The sequence below is a fragment of the Tropicimonas aquimaris genome (assembly GCF_042676185.1).
GTDB lineage: Bacteria > Pseudomonadota > Alphaproteobacteria > Rhodobacterales > Rhodobacteraceae > Tropicimonas > Tropicimonas aquimaris.
Map to the genome: position 1 here is coordinate 146379 of NZ_JBHTJT010000046.1, position 15530 is coordinate 161908.

Consider the following 15530-nt stretch of genomic DNA (forward strand, 5'->3'; position numbering starts at 1 on the left):
GCCGCACAGGGGGCGCATAGGGCGCAGGCTACCAGCGCGTCAGAGCGTCCTCGTCGCTGTCCCTCGCCGCGACCCAGCTGTCGCCGTCGCGGCTGCGCTCCTTCTTCCAGAACGGCGCGCGGGACTTGAGGTAATCCATCAGGAACTCGGCCGCATCGAAGGCGTCCTTCCGGTGGCGGGAAGCCGTGGCGACCATCATGATCTGCTCGTTCGGCGCCAGCGGGCCGAAACGGTGAATCACCAGCACATCGGCGAGGCTCCAGCGCTCGCAGGCCTCGGTGGCGATCTTCTCCAACGCCCGCTCGGTCATGCCGGGGTAATGCTCGATCACCATCTCCGCCAGCGCGCCGCTGTCGTCGCGCACGATCCCTGTGAAGCTCACGACGGCCCCTGCCCCATCGACGCGCGCGGTGAACGCGTCAAGCTCCTCGCCCGGCAGAAAGGTTTCGCTCTGGACCCGGATCTCCATTCAGCCCCCCGTCATCGGCGGGAAGAACGCAACCTCGCGGGCGCCGGCAAGCGGGGCGTCGAAATCGGTCAGCTCCTGGTCGACGGCGACGCGGAGCGCGGAGAGATCGGAAAAGGCCAGCGCATACCGCTCCTCGCGGCCGCGCAGTTCCTCGACTAGCTGTGCGACCGTCTCGGCCTCCGTCTCGACCCGCTCCTTCGGCAGGCCGACCCGCTCGCGAACCCAGGCAAAATAGAGAACGTCGATCACGCGCATCAGTCCTTCAGATAGGGCCGGGCCTTGTTGAAGTAGTCCCAGCCGGTGATGGCCGTCAGCGCCGCCGCGGCCCAGAGCAGCACAATCCCCGTTACGAAGCAGACGGAGGCGGCGGCGGCCTTCCAGCGCAGGCCGAAGTGATCCGCGGCCTCGCCGTCGAGGATCGCCGTGGCGACCTGCGAATCCATGCCGGCCGTGTTCGCCTCGATCCCGCTCACCAGCCCGCCAAAGGCCAGGAGCACCGAGATTGCCAGCATCTGCACCGTGGTCTTCCACTTGGCGAGCTTGGTCACCTTGAGCGTGCCGGCGGTGTCACCGAGAAACTCCCGCAATCCGGAAACGAAGACCTCGCGCAGCAGGATCAGCGCCACCGGGACCACGACCAGCGGGGAGAACCCCATCAGGCCGACCAGCGCAGCGAGGGCGATGACCACCATCGCCTTGTCGGCTATGGGGTCGAGCATTGCGCCGAGCTTGGTCTGCAGCTTCCAGGCGCGGGCGAGGTAGCCGTCGAACCAATCCGTCACCGACGCGCCGACGAAGAGCAACAGCGCCACCCAGTCCGACAGCGGACGCGGCAGCAGCACGAAGATCAGCAGCACAAAGGGTGCGGCCACCAACCGGGCGACTGTGAGGATATTCGGAAAGGTCCACGTCATGGCACCGGTCTACCGCTCCGGACGGAGACTGGAAAGAGCCGATGCAACCGCTTGCCGGCCGGGAACCGGCAAGCGGCGCCGCGGGATCACTCCGCGTTGAGGAAGTCGGCGACGTCGAGCAGGATGAACTCGTTGTCGTCGGCGCGCCCCTCTTCACGGCCGACCGAGAAGGGGAAGTTGTTGTCGTTGGCGACCACGATGGTCGTCTCGTCGACGCGGTCCACGTCCTCGATGGTCACGAACGGGAAGGTGAACACCCCGTCCACGGTGCCGCGCGGCGCGACGCCGTCGGGATCCGCGATATCCATCAGGTCGATATAGGCGATCTTCTCCAGCACGCCGTTCTCGTCGGCACGGTCGAGATCCACGAGGTAGATCCGCTTGAACATGGCCGGTTTCTCCGACCAGTCGCCGCCCTGCCCGCCATCGCGCTCGATGATCAGCGCGCGGGTGCCGCCGATGATGTTGAAGTCGCCGATGGCGTGATTGGCGGCCTCGAGCGGGTAGTAGCGGATGGTGTCGCCCCAGGCGCCGGCTTCGGTGTCGAACTCGAACACCCGCAGCACGGGCTTGTCGGAGACGGTCTCGGGCGCGCCGGCCTCGGCGTCCCAGACGGGTTTCTCGAGCAGCGGGTAGAGCGTCTTGCCGTCCTCGGACAGGGCCATGCCCTCGTAGCCGCCAGAGCGCATGGCGACCATCTCCTCGGCCGCCGCAACGCCTGCATTCGGGGTGGCGACAAAGGCGTTGTCGGGCGAACGGTGGAGCACGCCGCCCGGGGCGGTGGGCAGCACCTGAAGGATGCGGCCCTCGGCGTCGACCTCGAAGAGCCAGGGGCCGAACTCGTCGCCGATCCAGAAATGGTCTCCCACCGGCTGGATCGACTCGATGTCGAAATCAGCACCGGTCAGGAAGCGGCTCTCGGTCGCCTCGTTGAGGATCGGAAAGGGCACGGTCCGGTCGGGATCGGAGAGCCAGGTGGTCTTCTCGACCATCACGCGTCCGGTCTCCCAGTCGACCTTCATCACGTTGAACATCAGCAGCACGTCGGCGGAGTTCGCCTTGGAGCCAAAGCCATTGTCGGTAAGCACGAGAAAGCGGTCGTCACCCAGCGAGCGGATGCCCGAGAAGCCCTGCAGCGGCTGGCCGGGGAAGGGACGCGAGAGGCCGGTCTTCTCGTCGAAGATACCGTAGAGCGTTTCGACGCGTTCGCCGTCGGTGAAGCGGCCGGACATGTCGAACATCTCGGGCGCATCGGCGGGCGCGACGAGGAAGGACGGGCCGGGCAGCTCCGCATGGGCGCGCAGGGTCGAGGTGAAGACCTGCGGCTCGGCGGCGGCGAGCGTCGCGGCCGATGCGGAAACGAGGAGGAAGGTGGCAAGGGAAGCCAGGCGGGTCATGGCAAATCTCCGTGAGCTAGAACCGCCCCGTTCCTCCTGCGGAACGGTGACAGGCAGGTGTAAGCATCACGAAACACATGTGAACTTCCCGCGACACTCCGGCCGCCGCGAGTCTCAGCCGCCCTCGTTGAAATGGTCGTAGATCCGCTCCGCCAGCCCTTCGCTGATGCCATCGACGGCCTTGAGGTCCGCGAGATTGGCCCGGCTCACGGCCTTGGCGGAGCCGAAATGCGCCAGCAACGCGCGCTTGCGGGTCGCGCCGACACCGGGGATCTCCTCCAGAGGCGTCGCGCCCATGGCCTTCGCCCGCTTCTGGCGGTGCGCCCCGATGGCGAAACGGTGTGCCTCGTCGCGCAGGCGCTGGATGAAATAGAGCACGGGGTCGTTGTGGCGCAGCGCGAAGGGGCGCTGTCCGGGGCGGTGGAATTCTTCCTTGCCGGCATCGCGGTCCACGCCCTTGGCCACGCCGACGAAGGGCACGTCTTCCACGCCAAGCTCGGCCATGATCTCGGCCACCGCGCTCACCTGCCCCGCGCCGCCGTCGATCAGCAGCAGGTCCGGCCAAGCTTCGGACTGGCGGTCCGGGTCCTCCTTCAGCAGACGCTGGAAGCGCCGCATCAGGACCTCCTTCATCATGCCGAAATCGTCGCCCGGCGTCAGGTCCTCGCCACGGATGTTGAACTTGCGGTACTGGCTCTTCACGAAGCCCTCCGCCCCCGCGACGATCATCGCGCCAACGGCGTTGGTGCCCTGGATGTGGGAGTTGTCATAGACCTCGATCCGGCCCGGCGGTCCGCCGAGATCGAACGCCTCGCCAAGGCCCGCCAGCAGCCGCGACTGCGCCGCCGATTCCGACATCTTCCGCGCCAGCGACTCCCGCGCATTTCGCACCGCGCCGGCCACCAGTTCCGCCTTCTCGCCCCGTTGCGGCACGAGGATCTCCACCTTGCGCCCGGCGCGCTCCGACAGGATCTCGACCAGCAGTTCCCGGTCCTCGATGTCGTGCGACAGGATGAGCTGCCTCGGCGGCTCCTTGCCGTCATAGAACTGGCCAAGGAAGGAGCGCATGACCTCGCCCACCGACTGCGTACCGCCGGTGCGGGGATAGTAATCGTGGTTGCCCCAGTTCTGGTTGGCGCGGATGAAGAACACCTGCACGCAGGCCTGCCCTCCCTCCATGTGCAACCCGATCACATCTGCCTCCGCCACGCCGCGCGGGTTGATGCCCTGAGCCGACTGCACCTGGGTCAGCGCCCGGATCCGGTCGCGCAGGGCCGCCGCCCGCTCGAACTCCATCGCGTCTGACGCGGCCTGCATCTGCTCGGCCAATTCCGCCTGTATGTTGGTCGACCGGCCCTGCAGAAACATCTCGGCATCCTGCACAAGGGCCGCGTATTCCTCTTCGGTCACATGCCCGACGCAGGGCGCGCAGCAGCGCTTGATCTGGTAGAGCAGGCAGGGCCGCGTGCGGCTTTCCAGCGTCGCATCGGTGCAGTTGCGCAGCAGGAACACCTTTTGCAACTGGTTCAGCGTCCGGTTCACTGCGCCCGCGCTGGCGAAGGGGCCATAGTAGGCGCCTTTCTCCTTCTTGGCACCGCGGTGCTTCTTGATCTGCGGAAAGGCGTGATCCTTGGCCACGAGGATGTTCGGGAAGGACTTGTCGTCCCGCAGCAGCACGTTGTAGCGCGGCTTGAGCTGCTTGATGAGGTTCTGCTCCAGCAGCAGTGCTTCCGCCTCGGTCCTCGTAGTGAGAAACATCATCGAAGCGGTTTCCGAGATCATCCGGGCGATGCGTGGGCTGTGCCCTGTCGGGCGCGCATAGCTCGAGACCCGCGCCTTGAGGTTGCGCGCCTTGCCGACATAGAGCACCCGGCTCTCGGCATCGAGCATCCGGTAGACGCCGGGCGAGCTCTCCAGAATCTTCAGGTAAGCGTGGATACGGCGGTGGCCTGTGAGCGTTTCAGCCGGCGCCTGATCGCCATTCGCCTCCTGGTTGTCGGCCGGTGTCACGCTAACCTCCCGTTAACTTTCGATTCCTTCGATCCGCTGCAACGTAGCGACGGGAAGGGCAACTGGAAACATGTCCACGATTTCTGTGGATAACCCGTTGGATAACCCTTCGGCGTCCTGAAATTCTCGTTGTATATTCAGCGATTGATTGATATGCTTAATTTTTAGGCAGAAAAATAAGATATTGTTTTTAAACATAATTTTAACAAGCCTCGGCCAATTGCTTGATTTTTATAAAGGTTTCCTAACGAATTTGTGAAGCGCTTGCCAAACGTGCATAAGTGACGTGAGGGCGCTGCAATACTGCTACTCCGGACCGAGCACATCCGGCGTTTTCCAGCCCAGATGCTGCCCCCCATCGACACAGAGAAGCTGCCCCGTGACGCCCGGCGCATCGATCAGATATCCGAGCGCCGCGGTTATGTCCTCGGGGTTGGCGCCACGCTCCAGTATGGTCGCGCGCCGCTGCCGGGCGAAGTGGTCGTCGGTCTGCCGCTCCCCCATGAGCGTCGGTCCGGGACCGATCGCATTGACCCGTACATGCGGCGCGAGCGCTTGCGCCGAGGTCCGGGTGAACGCCCAGAGGCCCATCTTGGCAATGGTGTAACTCATGAAGGCCGGCGTCAGCTTGCGCACCCGCTGGTCGATCATGTTGACCACGAGCGATTGCGGGAGCGGCTCGTGGTTGTGGTCGAGGATCGCCCTGGGCGCCTGCTCGGCAAATCGCTGGGTCAGGACGACCGGCGCACGGAGGTTCGACTCGATGTGCCGGTCCCAGCTCTGCCGCGTCGCGGTCGCGATGGTGTCGTTCTCAAAGATCGAGGCATTGTTCACCAGCAGGTTCAACGGTCCCCCGAGCGCCTCGGCCGCAGCCTGCACAAGACCCTGCATCGCCGCCTCGTCGGTCAGATCCGCCTGGATGGCCGCCGCGTTGCGCCCCCGGTGACGGATCTCATCCACCACCTGGGCGGCCTCTTCGGCCGAGCCGTTGTAATGAATTGCGACGTCATGCCCGCGGTCGGCCAGATACAGCGCCATGGAGCGGCCAAGCCGACGGGCGCCCCCGGTCACCAAGGCTCTTTTCTCGGTCATACACGCCCTTTCGGCTCGTCTCAGGCCACCACCATCGCAAGGTAGCCAACATAAAGCGCTATGAATACCCCACCCCAAACTCGGGTGATGTCGCGTTTCATGAACACGAAGGGGATCAGGATGAGCGACGCGACGAGCATCACCCAGATGTCGAAAACCAACGTTGCGGGATCTACCGGGATCGGACCAACGAAGCTCGCAATGCCGATGATCGCCAGCAGGTTGAACAGGTTCGAACCAATGACGTTGCCCATCGCGATCTCGGTCTGCCCGCGCAGCGCCGCCATCACCGTCGTGGCGAGTTCCGGCAGCGAGGTGCCGATGGCCACGAGCGTCAGGCCGATCACCGTCTCCGGAACCTGCAGCGCCTCGGCGATGCGCACGGCGGAATCGACGAGTATGTCCGCCCCGAGCGGCAGGCCGATCAGCCCGAGCCCGAGGTAGATCAGGATCTTCCACATCGGCAGCGAGGGGTCGGCGCCTTCGACCTCCTCCTCTTCGCCATCGAGGCTGCAGCTCTCAGCAGCCAGCTTTGCTGCGGCCTCCGCACTGCGCACTTCGCGGCGATGGAGGTAGGCGGTGCGGAAGGCGTCGCCCAGAAGCAGCGCCAGCATGAACAGCAGCACCGTCCCGTCGACCCAGTTGAACAGGTCGGTGTAGGCGAGCCCGATGAAAACGACCGTCGCGACGATCATCATGACGTAGGTCTTGCGGGTATCGCAGCCGGAGGTGTGCAGCCCGGTCAGGATTGCCGGCACGCCGAGCACCATCAGGACGTTCGCGATGTTGGATCCGATGACGTTGCCAAGCGCGATGCCCGGCGCGTGCATCAGGATCGCCTGGATCGAGACAAGGAGTTCCGGCGCCGAGGTGCCGAAGGCCACGATCGTCAACGAGACGAGCAGGGCCGGAATGCCGATACGCAGCGCGAGGTTCACCGCGCCTTTCACAAGTGCGTCCCCCGCCAGAAGGAGGATCACAAGCCCCAGCCCGGCCAGGGCAACATCGATCAGCATTCACTTATCCTTCTGGCAGGGGCATGGGCCATCGCCGATGATAAAGGCGCCGCATGCCTTGCATTTTGCAGGTTTTGCAGGTCGCGGGTCTTTCCGGCCGATCCGTCGTGCCCCGCCCGGCCAGCGCAGCCGGCCGAACATCGCCATCACGGCCATGCCGATCAGGAAAAAGGTGACGACCTTTACCAGCACGTCAGAGTCCGTACCTTGCCCAAAGCGCCCGCTCCTCCAGCCCGGCGACAACCTCGGCCCCGGCAGAAATGCCAAGGCGCCGGAGCAGGCTGCGCCGCGGCCCGTGCACCGCGAATTTTGTCTTGTCGCCGTAGCGTCGTTTCATCACCGGAACCAGATGACCCACCTCGTCCGCCAGACCGACGTCGACAGCCTTGCGCCCGACCCAGACATCGCCGGTGAACAAACGTGTTTCCTTGTCGAGCTTGTCGCCCCGCCGAGTCTGTACATGGGCGATGAAATTGCCGTGGATCTGCTCCTGCAAGTCTTTCAACCGCGCCACGTCCTCGGCTCTCTCCGGCTGGAAAGGATCAAGGAAGCTCTTGCTTTCCCCGGCCGTATGGACCCGCCGTTCGACACCGAAGCGGGAGATGAAATCCTGCAGCCCGAAAGAGGCCGAGATCACCCCGATCGAGCCGACGATGGAATTCTCGTCGACGATGATGTCGTCCGCGGCGCAGGCCAGCCAGTAACCGCCCGACGCCGCCGCGTCCTCGACGAAAGCCGTGACGGGGATGTTCTTTTCCTCGGAAAGACGCCGGATGCGGGCGGCGATCAGCGAGGACTGGCTCGGCGAGCCGCCGGGCGAGTTGATGACCAGCGCCACCGCCTTCGGCTTGCCGCGCGTGAACGCCCGTTCGATCATTGCGCCCGTGCCGGCATTGTTCAAACCGCGCTGTCCAGCCGAAATCAGGCCGTCCAGACGGATGACAGATACCAGTGGATTCCTGTTCAGGAACGGCAGGGGGCGCATCATGAACCCCGATTTAGGTGCGGGTATGGGGAGCGACAAGGAGGGGGCCTGTATGCCGCACACCTGTTGCAGAACTGCCCTACTCCCGCACCTCCGATGTCATGTTGCCGGCTGGACGAGGATCGCCCGGAAATCGTTGACGTTGGTCAGCGTCGGCCCGGTGATCACCTGGTCGGACAGCGCGGCAAAGAACCTGTGGGCGTCGTTGCGCTCCAGCGCGACCCTCGGGTCCCAGCCAATGGCGGCGGCCCGCGTCAGCGTCGTCGGGTCGATGATCGCACCGGCGACCTCTGCGGCGCCATCGACACCGTCAGTGTCGCAGGCGATGGCGTGGATGCCCCGAGCGCCGGCCAGCTCGATCGCCAGGGCCAGCGCGAACTCCGCGTTCGGGCCTCCGACGCCGTCGCCGCGCCGGGTGACCGTCAGCTCACCGCCCGACAGCAACAGGATCGGACGCGGACCCCGGGCCGCGAGCGCCGCGCGGGCCTGCTGGCGCGCCACCAGACGCGCTTCCCCCTCGACGTCCCCGCCGAGCATGACCACCTCGCATCCGGCCGCACGGGCGTTTTCCTCTGCCGCGGCGAGCGAAAGCGACGGCGCGGCGACGATGCGGTTTTCCACCAGCGACAGCCGCGGATCGCCCGGCGGGATCACCCCGGTCGGCATGTCCAGCGCCTCGTAGACCGACTCCGGCACCGGCACGCTCCATTGCCGCAGGATCGCCAGCGCGTCACCCGCGGTGGTTGCGTCGCCAACCGTCGGCCCGGAGCCGATGAAAGCCGGATCATCGCCCGGCACGTCGGAGATCATCAGCGTCAGCATCCGCGCAGGATGTGCCGCAGCCGCAAGCTGACCGCCCTTCACGCGGCTGAGGTGCTTGCGCACGGTGTTCATCTTGTCGATGGGGGCGCCCGAGGCGAGAAGGGCCGCGTTGACCGACTGCTTCTCCTCCAGAGTGATCTTTCCGGCGGGCTGCACCAGCAGGGCCGATGCGCCGCCCGAGATCAGCGCCAGCACGAAATCCTCCGGCCCAAGACTTTCCAGCAGGGCGAGCAGGCGCTCGGTGGCCTCGAGCCCCGCGGCGTCCGGAACCGGATGCGCCGCCTCGACGATCTCGATCCCTGCGCAGGGCCGGGCATAGCCGTAGCGCGTGATCACCAGCCCCTCGCAGGGCCCCCACTGGCTCTCCACGGCCTCCGCCATCCGCGCCGAGGCCTTGCCCGCACCGACAACGACGACCCGACCGGCGGGTTTCGATGGAAGTTGCTGCGGGATCACCGCCATCGGGTCGGCGACTTCCACCGCCCGCGCGAACAGGGCGCGCAGCAGGGCGTCCGGGGTCTCGATCTGGGTCACGGTCGCCCTCCCTTCCTGGACCGGCGCTTCGCCGGAACCGCAGCAGCTTGGACGATCCGGCCAGAGGCACACGTCCTTGTCGAAGAGATACGTGCCTGAAAGCGGAGACTCAACAGGATCCGGGCGGTCCGGGACCGCCACCGGTCTTCCGGTTCAAGCGAAGGCTGCGCTCCCGCAAATCGTTCCCTCTGTCCGAGGTCAGCCTGAGGGAGGCGGGTCATCCCTGTCGGAGCCTTCGTTGTAGCCGTGGTCTTGCTTGGCGCGCCGGATCAGGTGATCCGCCATGGCGCTTGCAAGCGCCACGAAAAGGCCGATCCCGAGGATGATGTAGCCCACGGTGAACAACCGCCCCAATGTCGTCTGCGGCGCAAGATCCCCGTAGCCGACCGTGGCCAGGGTGACCGTCGCGAAATAGATCGAGTCGACAAAGCCCCAGCCCTCCAGCAGGGAATAGACCAGCGCCCCGCCGAGGATCACGGTCGCCGTCAAAGCCAGAAGGATGCGGACCCCCGGGTCATTGATCGCCTCGATGAAACCCCGACCGATGGTGCGGGAGTTCTTGCCGGTGGGTCTGGCGGGCATTCGGGTCTCCTGTCTGCTGCGGCTCCGGCCAGACCGATGGCGCGCAGGTGTCCGACACCCTTGAGGTTAGGCAGATCGATGCGCCTTGAACAGCAGCAAGCGCAGAGTGCCCCAGCGTAAGCTACAGCGGGGATTGTTGTCCGAAGAGCGCGACTTGGCTAGGACTTGAGGAGCACATCCCAGTCGGAGGGCGAAATCCATGATGCGCACGCTGATATCAGTTCTCTTCTATATCCTCGCGAACGGCGTCGGGCTTCTTGTGGCGGCGCTGCTGCTGGATGGGCTGACGCTGAGCTTCACCGGCTTCCTGATCGCGACGCTGCTGCTGTCGCTGGTCGAGGCGATCGCCGCGCCGATCATAACCAAGCTCTCGGACAAGAACGTGCCGGCGCTCAAGGGCGGCGTGGCGCTGGTGACGACCTTCGTGGGCCTTGGCATCACCAATGCAATCGTCTCCAACATGTCGATGGACGGGCTCGCAACCTGGCTCGCAGCGACGCTTCTCGTCTGGCTCGGCGCCCTGATCGCCAACATCCTCTTGCCGATGTTCATGTTCAAGAACCGGCTGGAGGCCAGTCAGCAGAAACCGCATTAGACGGCAGTCTGGCGCAATTTGGTCCTTCATCGTTCTCGGCAGCTTCGAAGCGATGGTGGCACAGAGGGGATATGCTGGCGCCGGGCAGGGTCATACGGTTCAACAGCCGACATCACGGCAAACGCCCCGCCGATATCCCGGCGGGGCGTCGCGTTTTCAGACGTTCCTCCTCCAGGGAGTGAAGATCATTCCGCGGCGGTCACCGCGACGGCAACGGCACGATCGATCACGACGACGATACGGTCACCAGGCACGCGCGCGGCGGCAAAGGCCTGCATCTCCGGCTGAACGCGTGTGCTTTCCAAGGTGCCGTCTTGCAGCTTGACGGTCGCGATCTGCGTATCGGGGTCGTAGGACACGAACTCGACCACGCCGGTCAACGAGCCGAAAACGCCTGCAGCGGGCCGTTCACCCGGCGCGGCAACACCGCCGATCACCTCGCCAACGGCGGTGCCCGGATCGTCGGGGTCGGCCATGCCAACGGCGACAGATTCGTAATAGTCAAGCGTGACCCGATCTCCGACCATGACCTGATCGAGGTTCCGTACCTGGGGTCCGGCGCGGAACACGACCGCGGTTCTACCGTCGCGCACCTTGAACAGGCGGCTATCGAGGTCCACCTCCTCGATGGTGCCGGTCAGCGTCACGGTTTCGCTCCGCTCGGCGAAGCTCGTGTCGCGATTCATCATGCCACAGCCGGCGGCCAACAGCAGCATCGATGCTGCGAGCAGGATCTTCAGTTTCATCAGGACTTTGCCCCCTTTTTCCGGACACCCGGATCGGTGCCTTCGCGGAAAGGCTAGGTCAGCGTCCCACGCAATGGAAGGGGCCAGTCTCACCCCTCTTCAGATCGTCGTGCGAACCTGCCAAAGCTCGGGGAATAGCTCCACGTCGAGCATCCGGCGCAGGTAGCTCACACCGCTCGTCCCGCCGGTGCCCCGCTTGAAGCCGATTACGCGCTCCACCGTCGTCACATGGTTGAACCGCCAGCACCGGAACCGGTCCTCGATACCGACCAGCGCCTCGGCGAGGTCGAAGAGCGCGGGGTATCGGTCGGGGTCGGCATAGACAGCGCCCCAGGCCTGCAGCACGTCCGGGTCGGGCGCGTGGGCATCGTTGCGAGGGATACAGGCCCCGGACAGGTCGACGCCCAGTTCCGCGCCAAGACACCCGAGCGCCTGCTGGTAGACCGAGGGGCGCGCCAGTTCGGCGATCAGCGCATCGACGATGGCGGCGTCGCGGCGGTGCGGTTCAAGCATCTCCACCGACCGGTTGCCCAGTATGAACTCGATCATCCGATACTGAAAGGACTGGAACCCCGACGCGTTGCCGAGATCGCCGCGGAAGCTCGCGAAATCCACCGGCGTCAGGGTGCGCAGCACGTCCCAACTGCTGACCAGCTGATCGAACACCACGCCGACCCGGCCGAGCGCCTTGAGCGCCGCGCGCAGGTCGCGGGCGCGCAGATCGGTCCGTGCAGCCTCCAGTTCCACAATGACCAGCCGCATCCAGAGCTCGCTGGTCTGGTGCTGGATGATGAAGAGCATCTCGTCATGCCGGTCCGATACCGGCTGCTGTGCCGAAAGAAGGCGGTCCAGCGCAAGATGGCTGACGTAGCTGAAATCCTCGCCGCTCGACATGGGGCCTCGTTCGGATGGGGCGGGCGTTGCAGGCCGGCCGTGGGCCACGCTAGCGGGCGGTGGCGCGGGCATCAATCCCGGCCATCAGGAGGGAAGCATCATCGCGTTCAGGTCGAGCAGGTATCGGTCGGACAGCGGCAGGCTCGCCGCGCCGAGGGACCGCGCATCCTGACCGATGGTGCCCGCGCGCAGGTTCGGTTTCTCGATGCCGCCGACGTCGAGGTCCCTCAAGACAAGGTCGGTTCCCTCCACCAGCTTGCGACGCACGTCGACCGGAAGCCATCCGTCGATCATCACCACCTCGGAATCGATGACCGAGGTCGCGGCGGCGATGGCATAGGCAAGGCTCGCGGAGGCCTCGCTGATCCAGGTATCTAGGATCGCAGGCGGCACGTCCCAGTGCTCGGGCGGGTTCCAGAGGCTTTCCGTCGGCCTGCCCGCGGCCCGGACCTCCTGCTCCAGCACGCAGAGCGAGGCAACGTCCACGAGCTGCGCATAGGTGCCCGCCGGCCCTGGAATCGGCAGAGACCCAAGCGCCGCCGCATTGCCGGTCCGTCCGGTGTAGAGACTGCCGTTCAGCACCAGCCCCCCACCGATGAAATAGCCGATGAAGAAATGCAGGAAGACCTGCGGCCGCTCCCCCGAACCGAACACCAGTTCCGCGCCGCAGGCGGCGGAGGCGTCGTTGCAGAGGTAGACCGGGAATTCGAGGCGGCCCGCCAGTTCGGTGCGGATATCCCGATCCCGCCATGCCTCCATCTCGTCGAGCGGTGCGCCGATCGAGACCGCCCAATCCCAGAGCCGGAACGGTATGGCGATACCAAGTCCGGCGATGCGCGGCCGCTTGTCGGGCGGGAGCTTGGCCTGCAGTTCCTCGAGTGCCTCGAGCGCAAAGCCCATGACGGCGTCCGGGGTAGGATAGGGATGGGTCTGGTGGACACGCCCCAGCACCGTTCCCACGAAATCGATCAGGATCAGGTCGACCGAGCGCCGTCCGATCTTCAGCCCCAGGAAATAAGCGCCGTCGGGGGCGAGGTGCATGGGCATCGAGGGCTGGCCGACCTTGCCACGGATCGGCTCGCCCCGTTTCAACAGCCCATCCTCCTCCAGCCGTCGCATGATGCCGGAGATGATCTGCGCCGACAGCCCGGAGACCCGCGCGATCTCTGCCTTTGCCATCGGCCCCTCGCGGCGCAGCAACGACAGCACCAGACGCTCATTGTGCGCCCGCAAGCCGCTCTGATTCGACCCGCGCACCGAGCTTTTCCAACTGCCCGATGCCGGCCAATCCGGTATCGTCACCACGTCTGGTCCTCCGGTTGCACCGGGACACACGGCCACCGATCCGAGACCCGGTCATGAAAACTAGCGGAGTTTCACCTGTCTTGACAAGGCATCCGGATTCCCTGAGTCCTGATTCCGGAGAGAGCCGGCCCAGCCGGGAGGAGAGTGCGACATGGACGGGGATCGGCTGACTGAGCTTGCGGAGATCGCGCTGTCGGTCCGGCCAAGCGGGGTGCGCAGTCTGATCGCCATCGCGGGCCCTCCCGCCTCCGGCAAATCCACGCTTGCCGCCCGCCTAACCGACAGGCTGAATCAGCACGGCGCGGCGGCGGTCCTGGTTCCGATGGACGGGTTCCACCTCGACAATGCCCTGCTCACCGCCCGCGGCTTGCTGCACCGGAAGGGCGCGCCGGAGACCTTCGACGGCGAGGGCTTTGTCCATGCCATCCGGCGCCTGCGCAAGGAACCGCAGGTCATCCTGCCCACCTTCGACCGGGAGCGCGACATATCCATCGCCGGTGCGGTCGAGATCGGCCCGCAGGACCGGATCGCCGTAGTCGAGGGCAATTACCTGTGTTTCGCCGAAAGCCCCTGGGACAAGCTCGCGCCCCTCTGGGATTTCAGTTGCTTCCTGAAGGTCGGCGAGGATGTCCTGCTGGAACGGCTGATCCGCCGCTGGCTGGATCATGGCTTGCCCCCCGATGCGGCGGAGGCCCGGGCCCGCTCCAACGACCTCGCCAATGCGAGCCGGATCAACGCCGCCATAGGGGCCTGCGACCGAATTTTCTGAGGTGGCGCCCGGCTCAGGTCTCGCGGAGGCTGGCGGCGCGAAACACCGGGACGGACCGGCCCTTGTCGAGATAGGGAAGCCCCTCGGTATAGCCCGTGCCGGAGCGGTCGCCGAGAAAACGGCGGGCGATCTGGTAATGCGCCTGCCGCCAGCGGAGCAACTGGCGGGCAAAGGCGGCAAGCTCCGCCTCGATCTCCCCGCGCAGGGCAACATCCGCTTCGGGATCCTCGTTCATCGCCGCCAGCGCATCCTCCAGCGTGGGCAGGCCTTCCTGCACGGCGGCCTGCACCTCCGGCACCGAGCGGTAGGCAGGCGAGTCCAGCCGCTCCGCATCGGGCCGGCGGCACAGCGCCTCGACCGTCTTGTAGCCGGCCGACTGGATGGCGCTGGCGCCCTCGGTATAGCGGCGGAACTCGTGAAAGGCCGCGGGCTGCATCGAACCGATCAGCGGAAAGAGCCGGGACACCTCCCGCAGAAGCTGGTTTGCGAGGTGAAGCCAGCCGAGCGACGTCGCGGGCGCGGATGGCATCGCGTCGATGGCCTGCCAGAGCGAGACGGCGATCCAGGCAAAGCTCAGTTCGAAGCCCTGCAGCACCCGCAGGAACAGGTATTCGTCGTGCACGACGTGAACCGGCAGCATGCTGGCGGCGAGCCGGCGCCGCATCTGCTGCGAGACCCGTGGTCCGATCGCCTCGAGCACGTTCCGCGCCGCGTCCTCTGGTTCGTCCGAGTGGATCGCCAGCCCGGCCCGGTCGAGCGACGGGCGCAGCGCCGCGAGCGTCAGGCGCAGTCGACGCCGCCCAAGCTCCGCCCCGGGGCGCATCAGCGGCAGGATCTCCGCCCGGCCTTCCAGCGCGTCGAGTTCAAAGCCGAGCAGATCGCCCATCAGCGCGAGCAGACCGAGATCGCGCTGTTCGAGCACCCCTGCGGGATCGTGGAAACCGGTACCGTCGTCCGGGAAGTCGAGGACCTTCAGGGCGCAATAGGTGGCGTAGTCGTAGCGGCCCTCGTGCTTGTCCAGCGCGCAGTCGAGGAAGCCGTCGAGCAGCCGCTGCGCCTCGGCGCCCCCACCAACGCGGGACCGCGCCTCGCGCAACCGGGCAAGGCAGCCGATCATTTCTTCAGGCAGGAACTGCTTGCCAACTTCATGGCTGGCATCGATGGCGAAACCGAAGGGAAACCCCTCGGCGCCGGGATCCTGCCACCACAGATCGAACGCGGCCACGAAATCCCGGGCACGCGCCGACCTGGACAAAGTCGATATGGGCCGACCGGAAATGATCGGGACCTCCTTTGGCTGTGTCCGCACCGCTCGGCGGGGGCCGCAGGCGAAGTGTAGAAGCCCTTGGCCAGCCCTTCAACAATTCTGCACTGCCGCGAGATCCCGCAAGATCACACCG

At 65.9% G+C, this 15530-nt stretch carries 17 protein-coding genes; 2 read left to right on the plus strand and 15 right to left on the minus strand.

The features are described from left to right. Positions 1-28: 28 nt before the first annotated feature. The 11 genes from ACFQ2S_RS19070 to ACFQ2S_RS19120 all read right to left on the minus strand — a co-directional run bounded on the left by ACFQ2S_RS19070 (position 29) and on the right by ACFQ2S_RS19120 (position 9821). A complete protein-coding gene (locus ACFQ2S_RS19070) occupies positions 29-469 on the minus strand; it encodes a molybdenum cofactor biosynthesis protein MoaE (protein WP_386076932.1) in 441 nt (146 codons plus the stop codon). Then, on the minus strand, positions 470-718 hold the full coding sequence (moaD, locus tag ACFQ2S_RS19075) for a molybdopterin converting factor subunit 1 (protein ID WP_089231542.1): 249 nt from the start codon (positions 716-718) through the stop codon (positions 470-472). It abuts the gene before it with no gap. Between the two features lie 5 nt (positions 719-723). After that, a complete protein-coding gene (pgsA, locus tag ACFQ2S_RS19080; protein ID WP_089230576.1) occupies positions 724-1383 on the minus strand; it encodes a CDP-diacylglycerol--glycerol-3-phosphate 3-phosphatidyltransferase in 660 nt (219 codons plus the stop codon). Between the two features lie 86 nt (positions 1384-1469). Further along, on the minus strand, positions 1470-2780 hold the full coding sequence (locus tag ACFQ2S_RS19085) for an esterase-like activity of phytase family protein (RefSeq protein WP_386076934.1): 1311 nt from the start codon (positions 2778-2780) through the stop codon (positions 1470-1472). Between the two features lie 114 nt (positions 2781-2894). Further along, complete coding sequence (gene uvrC / locus ACFQ2S_RS19090; RefSeq protein ID WP_386076935.1) at positions 2895-4790, minus strand: excinuclease ABC subunit UvrC; 1896 nt, start codon at positions 4788-4790, stop codon at positions 2895-2897. Positions 4791-5096: 306 nt separating this feature from the next. Continuing rightward, positions 5097-5882, minus strand: a complete 786-nt coding sequence (locus ACFQ2S_RS19095) for an SDR family oxidoreductase (RefSeq protein ID WP_386076937.1) — start codon at positions 5880-5882, stop codon at positions 5097-5099. A 20-nt stretch (positions 5883-5902) separates the two neighbouring features. Then, positions 5903-6898, minus strand: a complete 996-nt coding sequence (locus tag ACFQ2S_RS19100; protein ID WP_386076939.1) for a calcium/sodium antiporter — start codon at positions 6896-6898, stop codon at positions 5903-5905. After that, entirely contained in the window at positions 6899-7090 is a 192-nt protein-coding gene (locus ACFQ2S_RS19105) for a hypothetical protein (RefSeq protein ID WP_089230571.1), read from the minus strand. A 1-nt stretch (position 7091) separates the two neighbouring features. Continuing rightward, a complete protein-coding gene (locus ACFQ2S_RS19110; protein WP_386076941.1) occupies positions 7092-7886 on the minus strand; it encodes a S49 family peptidase in 795 nt (264 codons plus the stop codon). A gap of 96 nt (positions 7887-7982) precedes the next feature. Beyond that, a complete protein-coding gene (locus tag ACFQ2S_RS19115) occupies positions 7983-9230 on the minus strand; it encodes a glycerate kinase type-2 family protein (protein ID WP_386077043.1) in 1248 nt (415 codons plus the stop codon). 207 nt (positions 9231-9437) lie between these two features. Beyond that, positions 9438-9821: a potassium channel family protein gene (locus ACFQ2S_RS19120; protein WP_386076942.1), complete on the minus strand. Its 384-nt coding sequence runs from the start codon at positions 9819-9821 to the stop codon at positions 9438-9440. A 199-nt stretch (positions 9822-10020) separates the two neighbouring features. Between ACFQ2S_RS19120 and ACFQ2S_RS19125 the strand changes: the two genes are divergently transcribed. Continuing rightward, on the plus strand, positions 10021-10416 hold the full coding sequence (locus ACFQ2S_RS19125; RefSeq protein ID WP_386076944.1) for a hypothetical protein: 396 nt from the start codon (positions 10021-10023) through the stop codon (positions 10414-10416). A gap of 185 nt (positions 10417-10601) precedes the next feature. Here the strand turns inward: ACFQ2S_RS19125 and ACFQ2S_RS19130 are convergent, their stop codons facing one another. The 3 genes from ACFQ2S_RS19130 to ACFQ2S_RS19140 form a co-directional block, all read right to left on the minus strand. After that, positions 10602-11162: a hypothetical protein gene (locus ACFQ2S_RS19130; protein ID WP_386076946.1), complete on the minus strand. Its 561-nt coding sequence runs from the start codon at positions 11160-11162 to the stop codon at positions 10602-10604. Positions 11163-11261: 99 nt separating this feature from the next. Continuing rightward, the gene (locus ACFQ2S_RS19135; RefSeq protein ID WP_386076947.1) at positions 11262-12056 is read right to left on the minus strand and encodes a tryptophan 2,3-dioxygenase; all 795 of its coding nucleotides are present in this window, start codon (positions 12054-12056) and stop codon (positions 11262-11264) included. A gap of 84 nt (positions 12057-12140) precedes the next feature. Then, positions 12141-13313 carry an ROK family transcriptional regulator gene (locus tag ACFQ2S_RS19140; RefSeq protein ID WP_386076949.1) on the minus strand — a complete coding sequence of 391 codons (1173 nt, stop codon included), beginning with the start codon at positions 13311-13313 and terminating at the stop codon, positions 12141-12143. 199 nt (positions 13314-13512) lie between these two features. Between ACFQ2S_RS19140 and ACFQ2S_RS19145 the strand changes: the two genes are divergently transcribed. Then, on the plus strand, positions 13513-14130 hold the full coding sequence (locus ACFQ2S_RS19145) for a sugar transporter (protein WP_386076950.1): 618 nt from the start codon (positions 13513-13515) through the stop codon (positions 14128-14130). A gap of 13 nt (positions 14131-14143) precedes the next feature. Here ACFQ2S_RS19145 and ACFQ2S_RS19150 read toward each other — a convergent pair whose 3' ends face one another. Further along, positions 14144-15355 carry a hypothetical protein gene (locus ACFQ2S_RS19150; protein ID WP_386076952.1) on the minus strand — a complete coding sequence of 404 codons (1212 nt, stop codon included), beginning with the start codon at positions 15353-15355 and terminating at the stop codon, positions 14144-14146. Positions 15356-15530 lie beyond the last annotated feature (175 nt).

Coding starts and splice junctions, on each gene's coding strand:
- ACFQ2S_RS19085 (WP_386076934.1), bottom strand. CDS start 2,780: ATGACCCGCCTGGCTTCCCTTGCCACCTTCCTCCTCGTTTCCGCATCG.
- pgsA (WP_089230576.1), bottom strand. CDS start 1,383: ATGACGTGGACCTTTCCGAATATCCTCACAGTCGCCCGGTTGGTGGCC.
- ACFQ2S_RS19100 (WP_386076939.1), bottom strand. CDS start 6,898: ATGCTGATCGATGTTGCCCTGGCCGGGCTGGGGCTTGTGATCCTCCTT.
- ACFQ2S_RS19110 (WP_386076941.1), bottom strand. CDS start 7,886: ATGATGCGCCCCCTGCCGTTCCTGAACAGGAATCCACTGGTATCTGTC.
- ACFQ2S_RS19070 (WP_386076932.1), bottom strand. CDS start 469: ATGGAGATCCGGGTCCAGAGCGAAACCTTTCTGCCGGGCGAGGAGCTT.
- ACFQ2S_RS19120 (WP_386076942.1), bottom strand. CDS start 9,821: ATGCCCGCCAGACCCACCGGCAAGAACTCCCGCACCATCGGTCGGGGT.
- ACFQ2S_RS19130 (WP_386076946.1), bottom strand. CDS start 11,162: ATGAAACTGAAGATCCTGCTCGCAGCATCGATGCTGCTGTTGGCCGCC.
- ACFQ2S_RS19145 (WP_386076950.1), top strand. CDS start 13,513: ATGGACGGGGATCGGCTGACTGAGCTTGCGGAGATCGCGCTGTCGGTC.
- ACFQ2S_RS19095 (WP_386076937.1), bottom strand. CDS start 5,882: ATGACCGAGAAAAGAGCCTTGGTGACCGGGGGCGCCCGTCGGCTTGGC.
- ACFQ2S_RS19125 (WP_386076944.1), top strand. CDS start 10,021: ATGATGCGCACGCTGATATCAGTTCTCTTCTATATCCTCGCGAACGGC.
- ACFQ2S_RS19135 (WP_386076947.1), bottom strand. CDS start 12,056: ATGTCGAGCGGCGAGGATTTCAGCTACGTCAGCCATCTTGCGCTGGAC.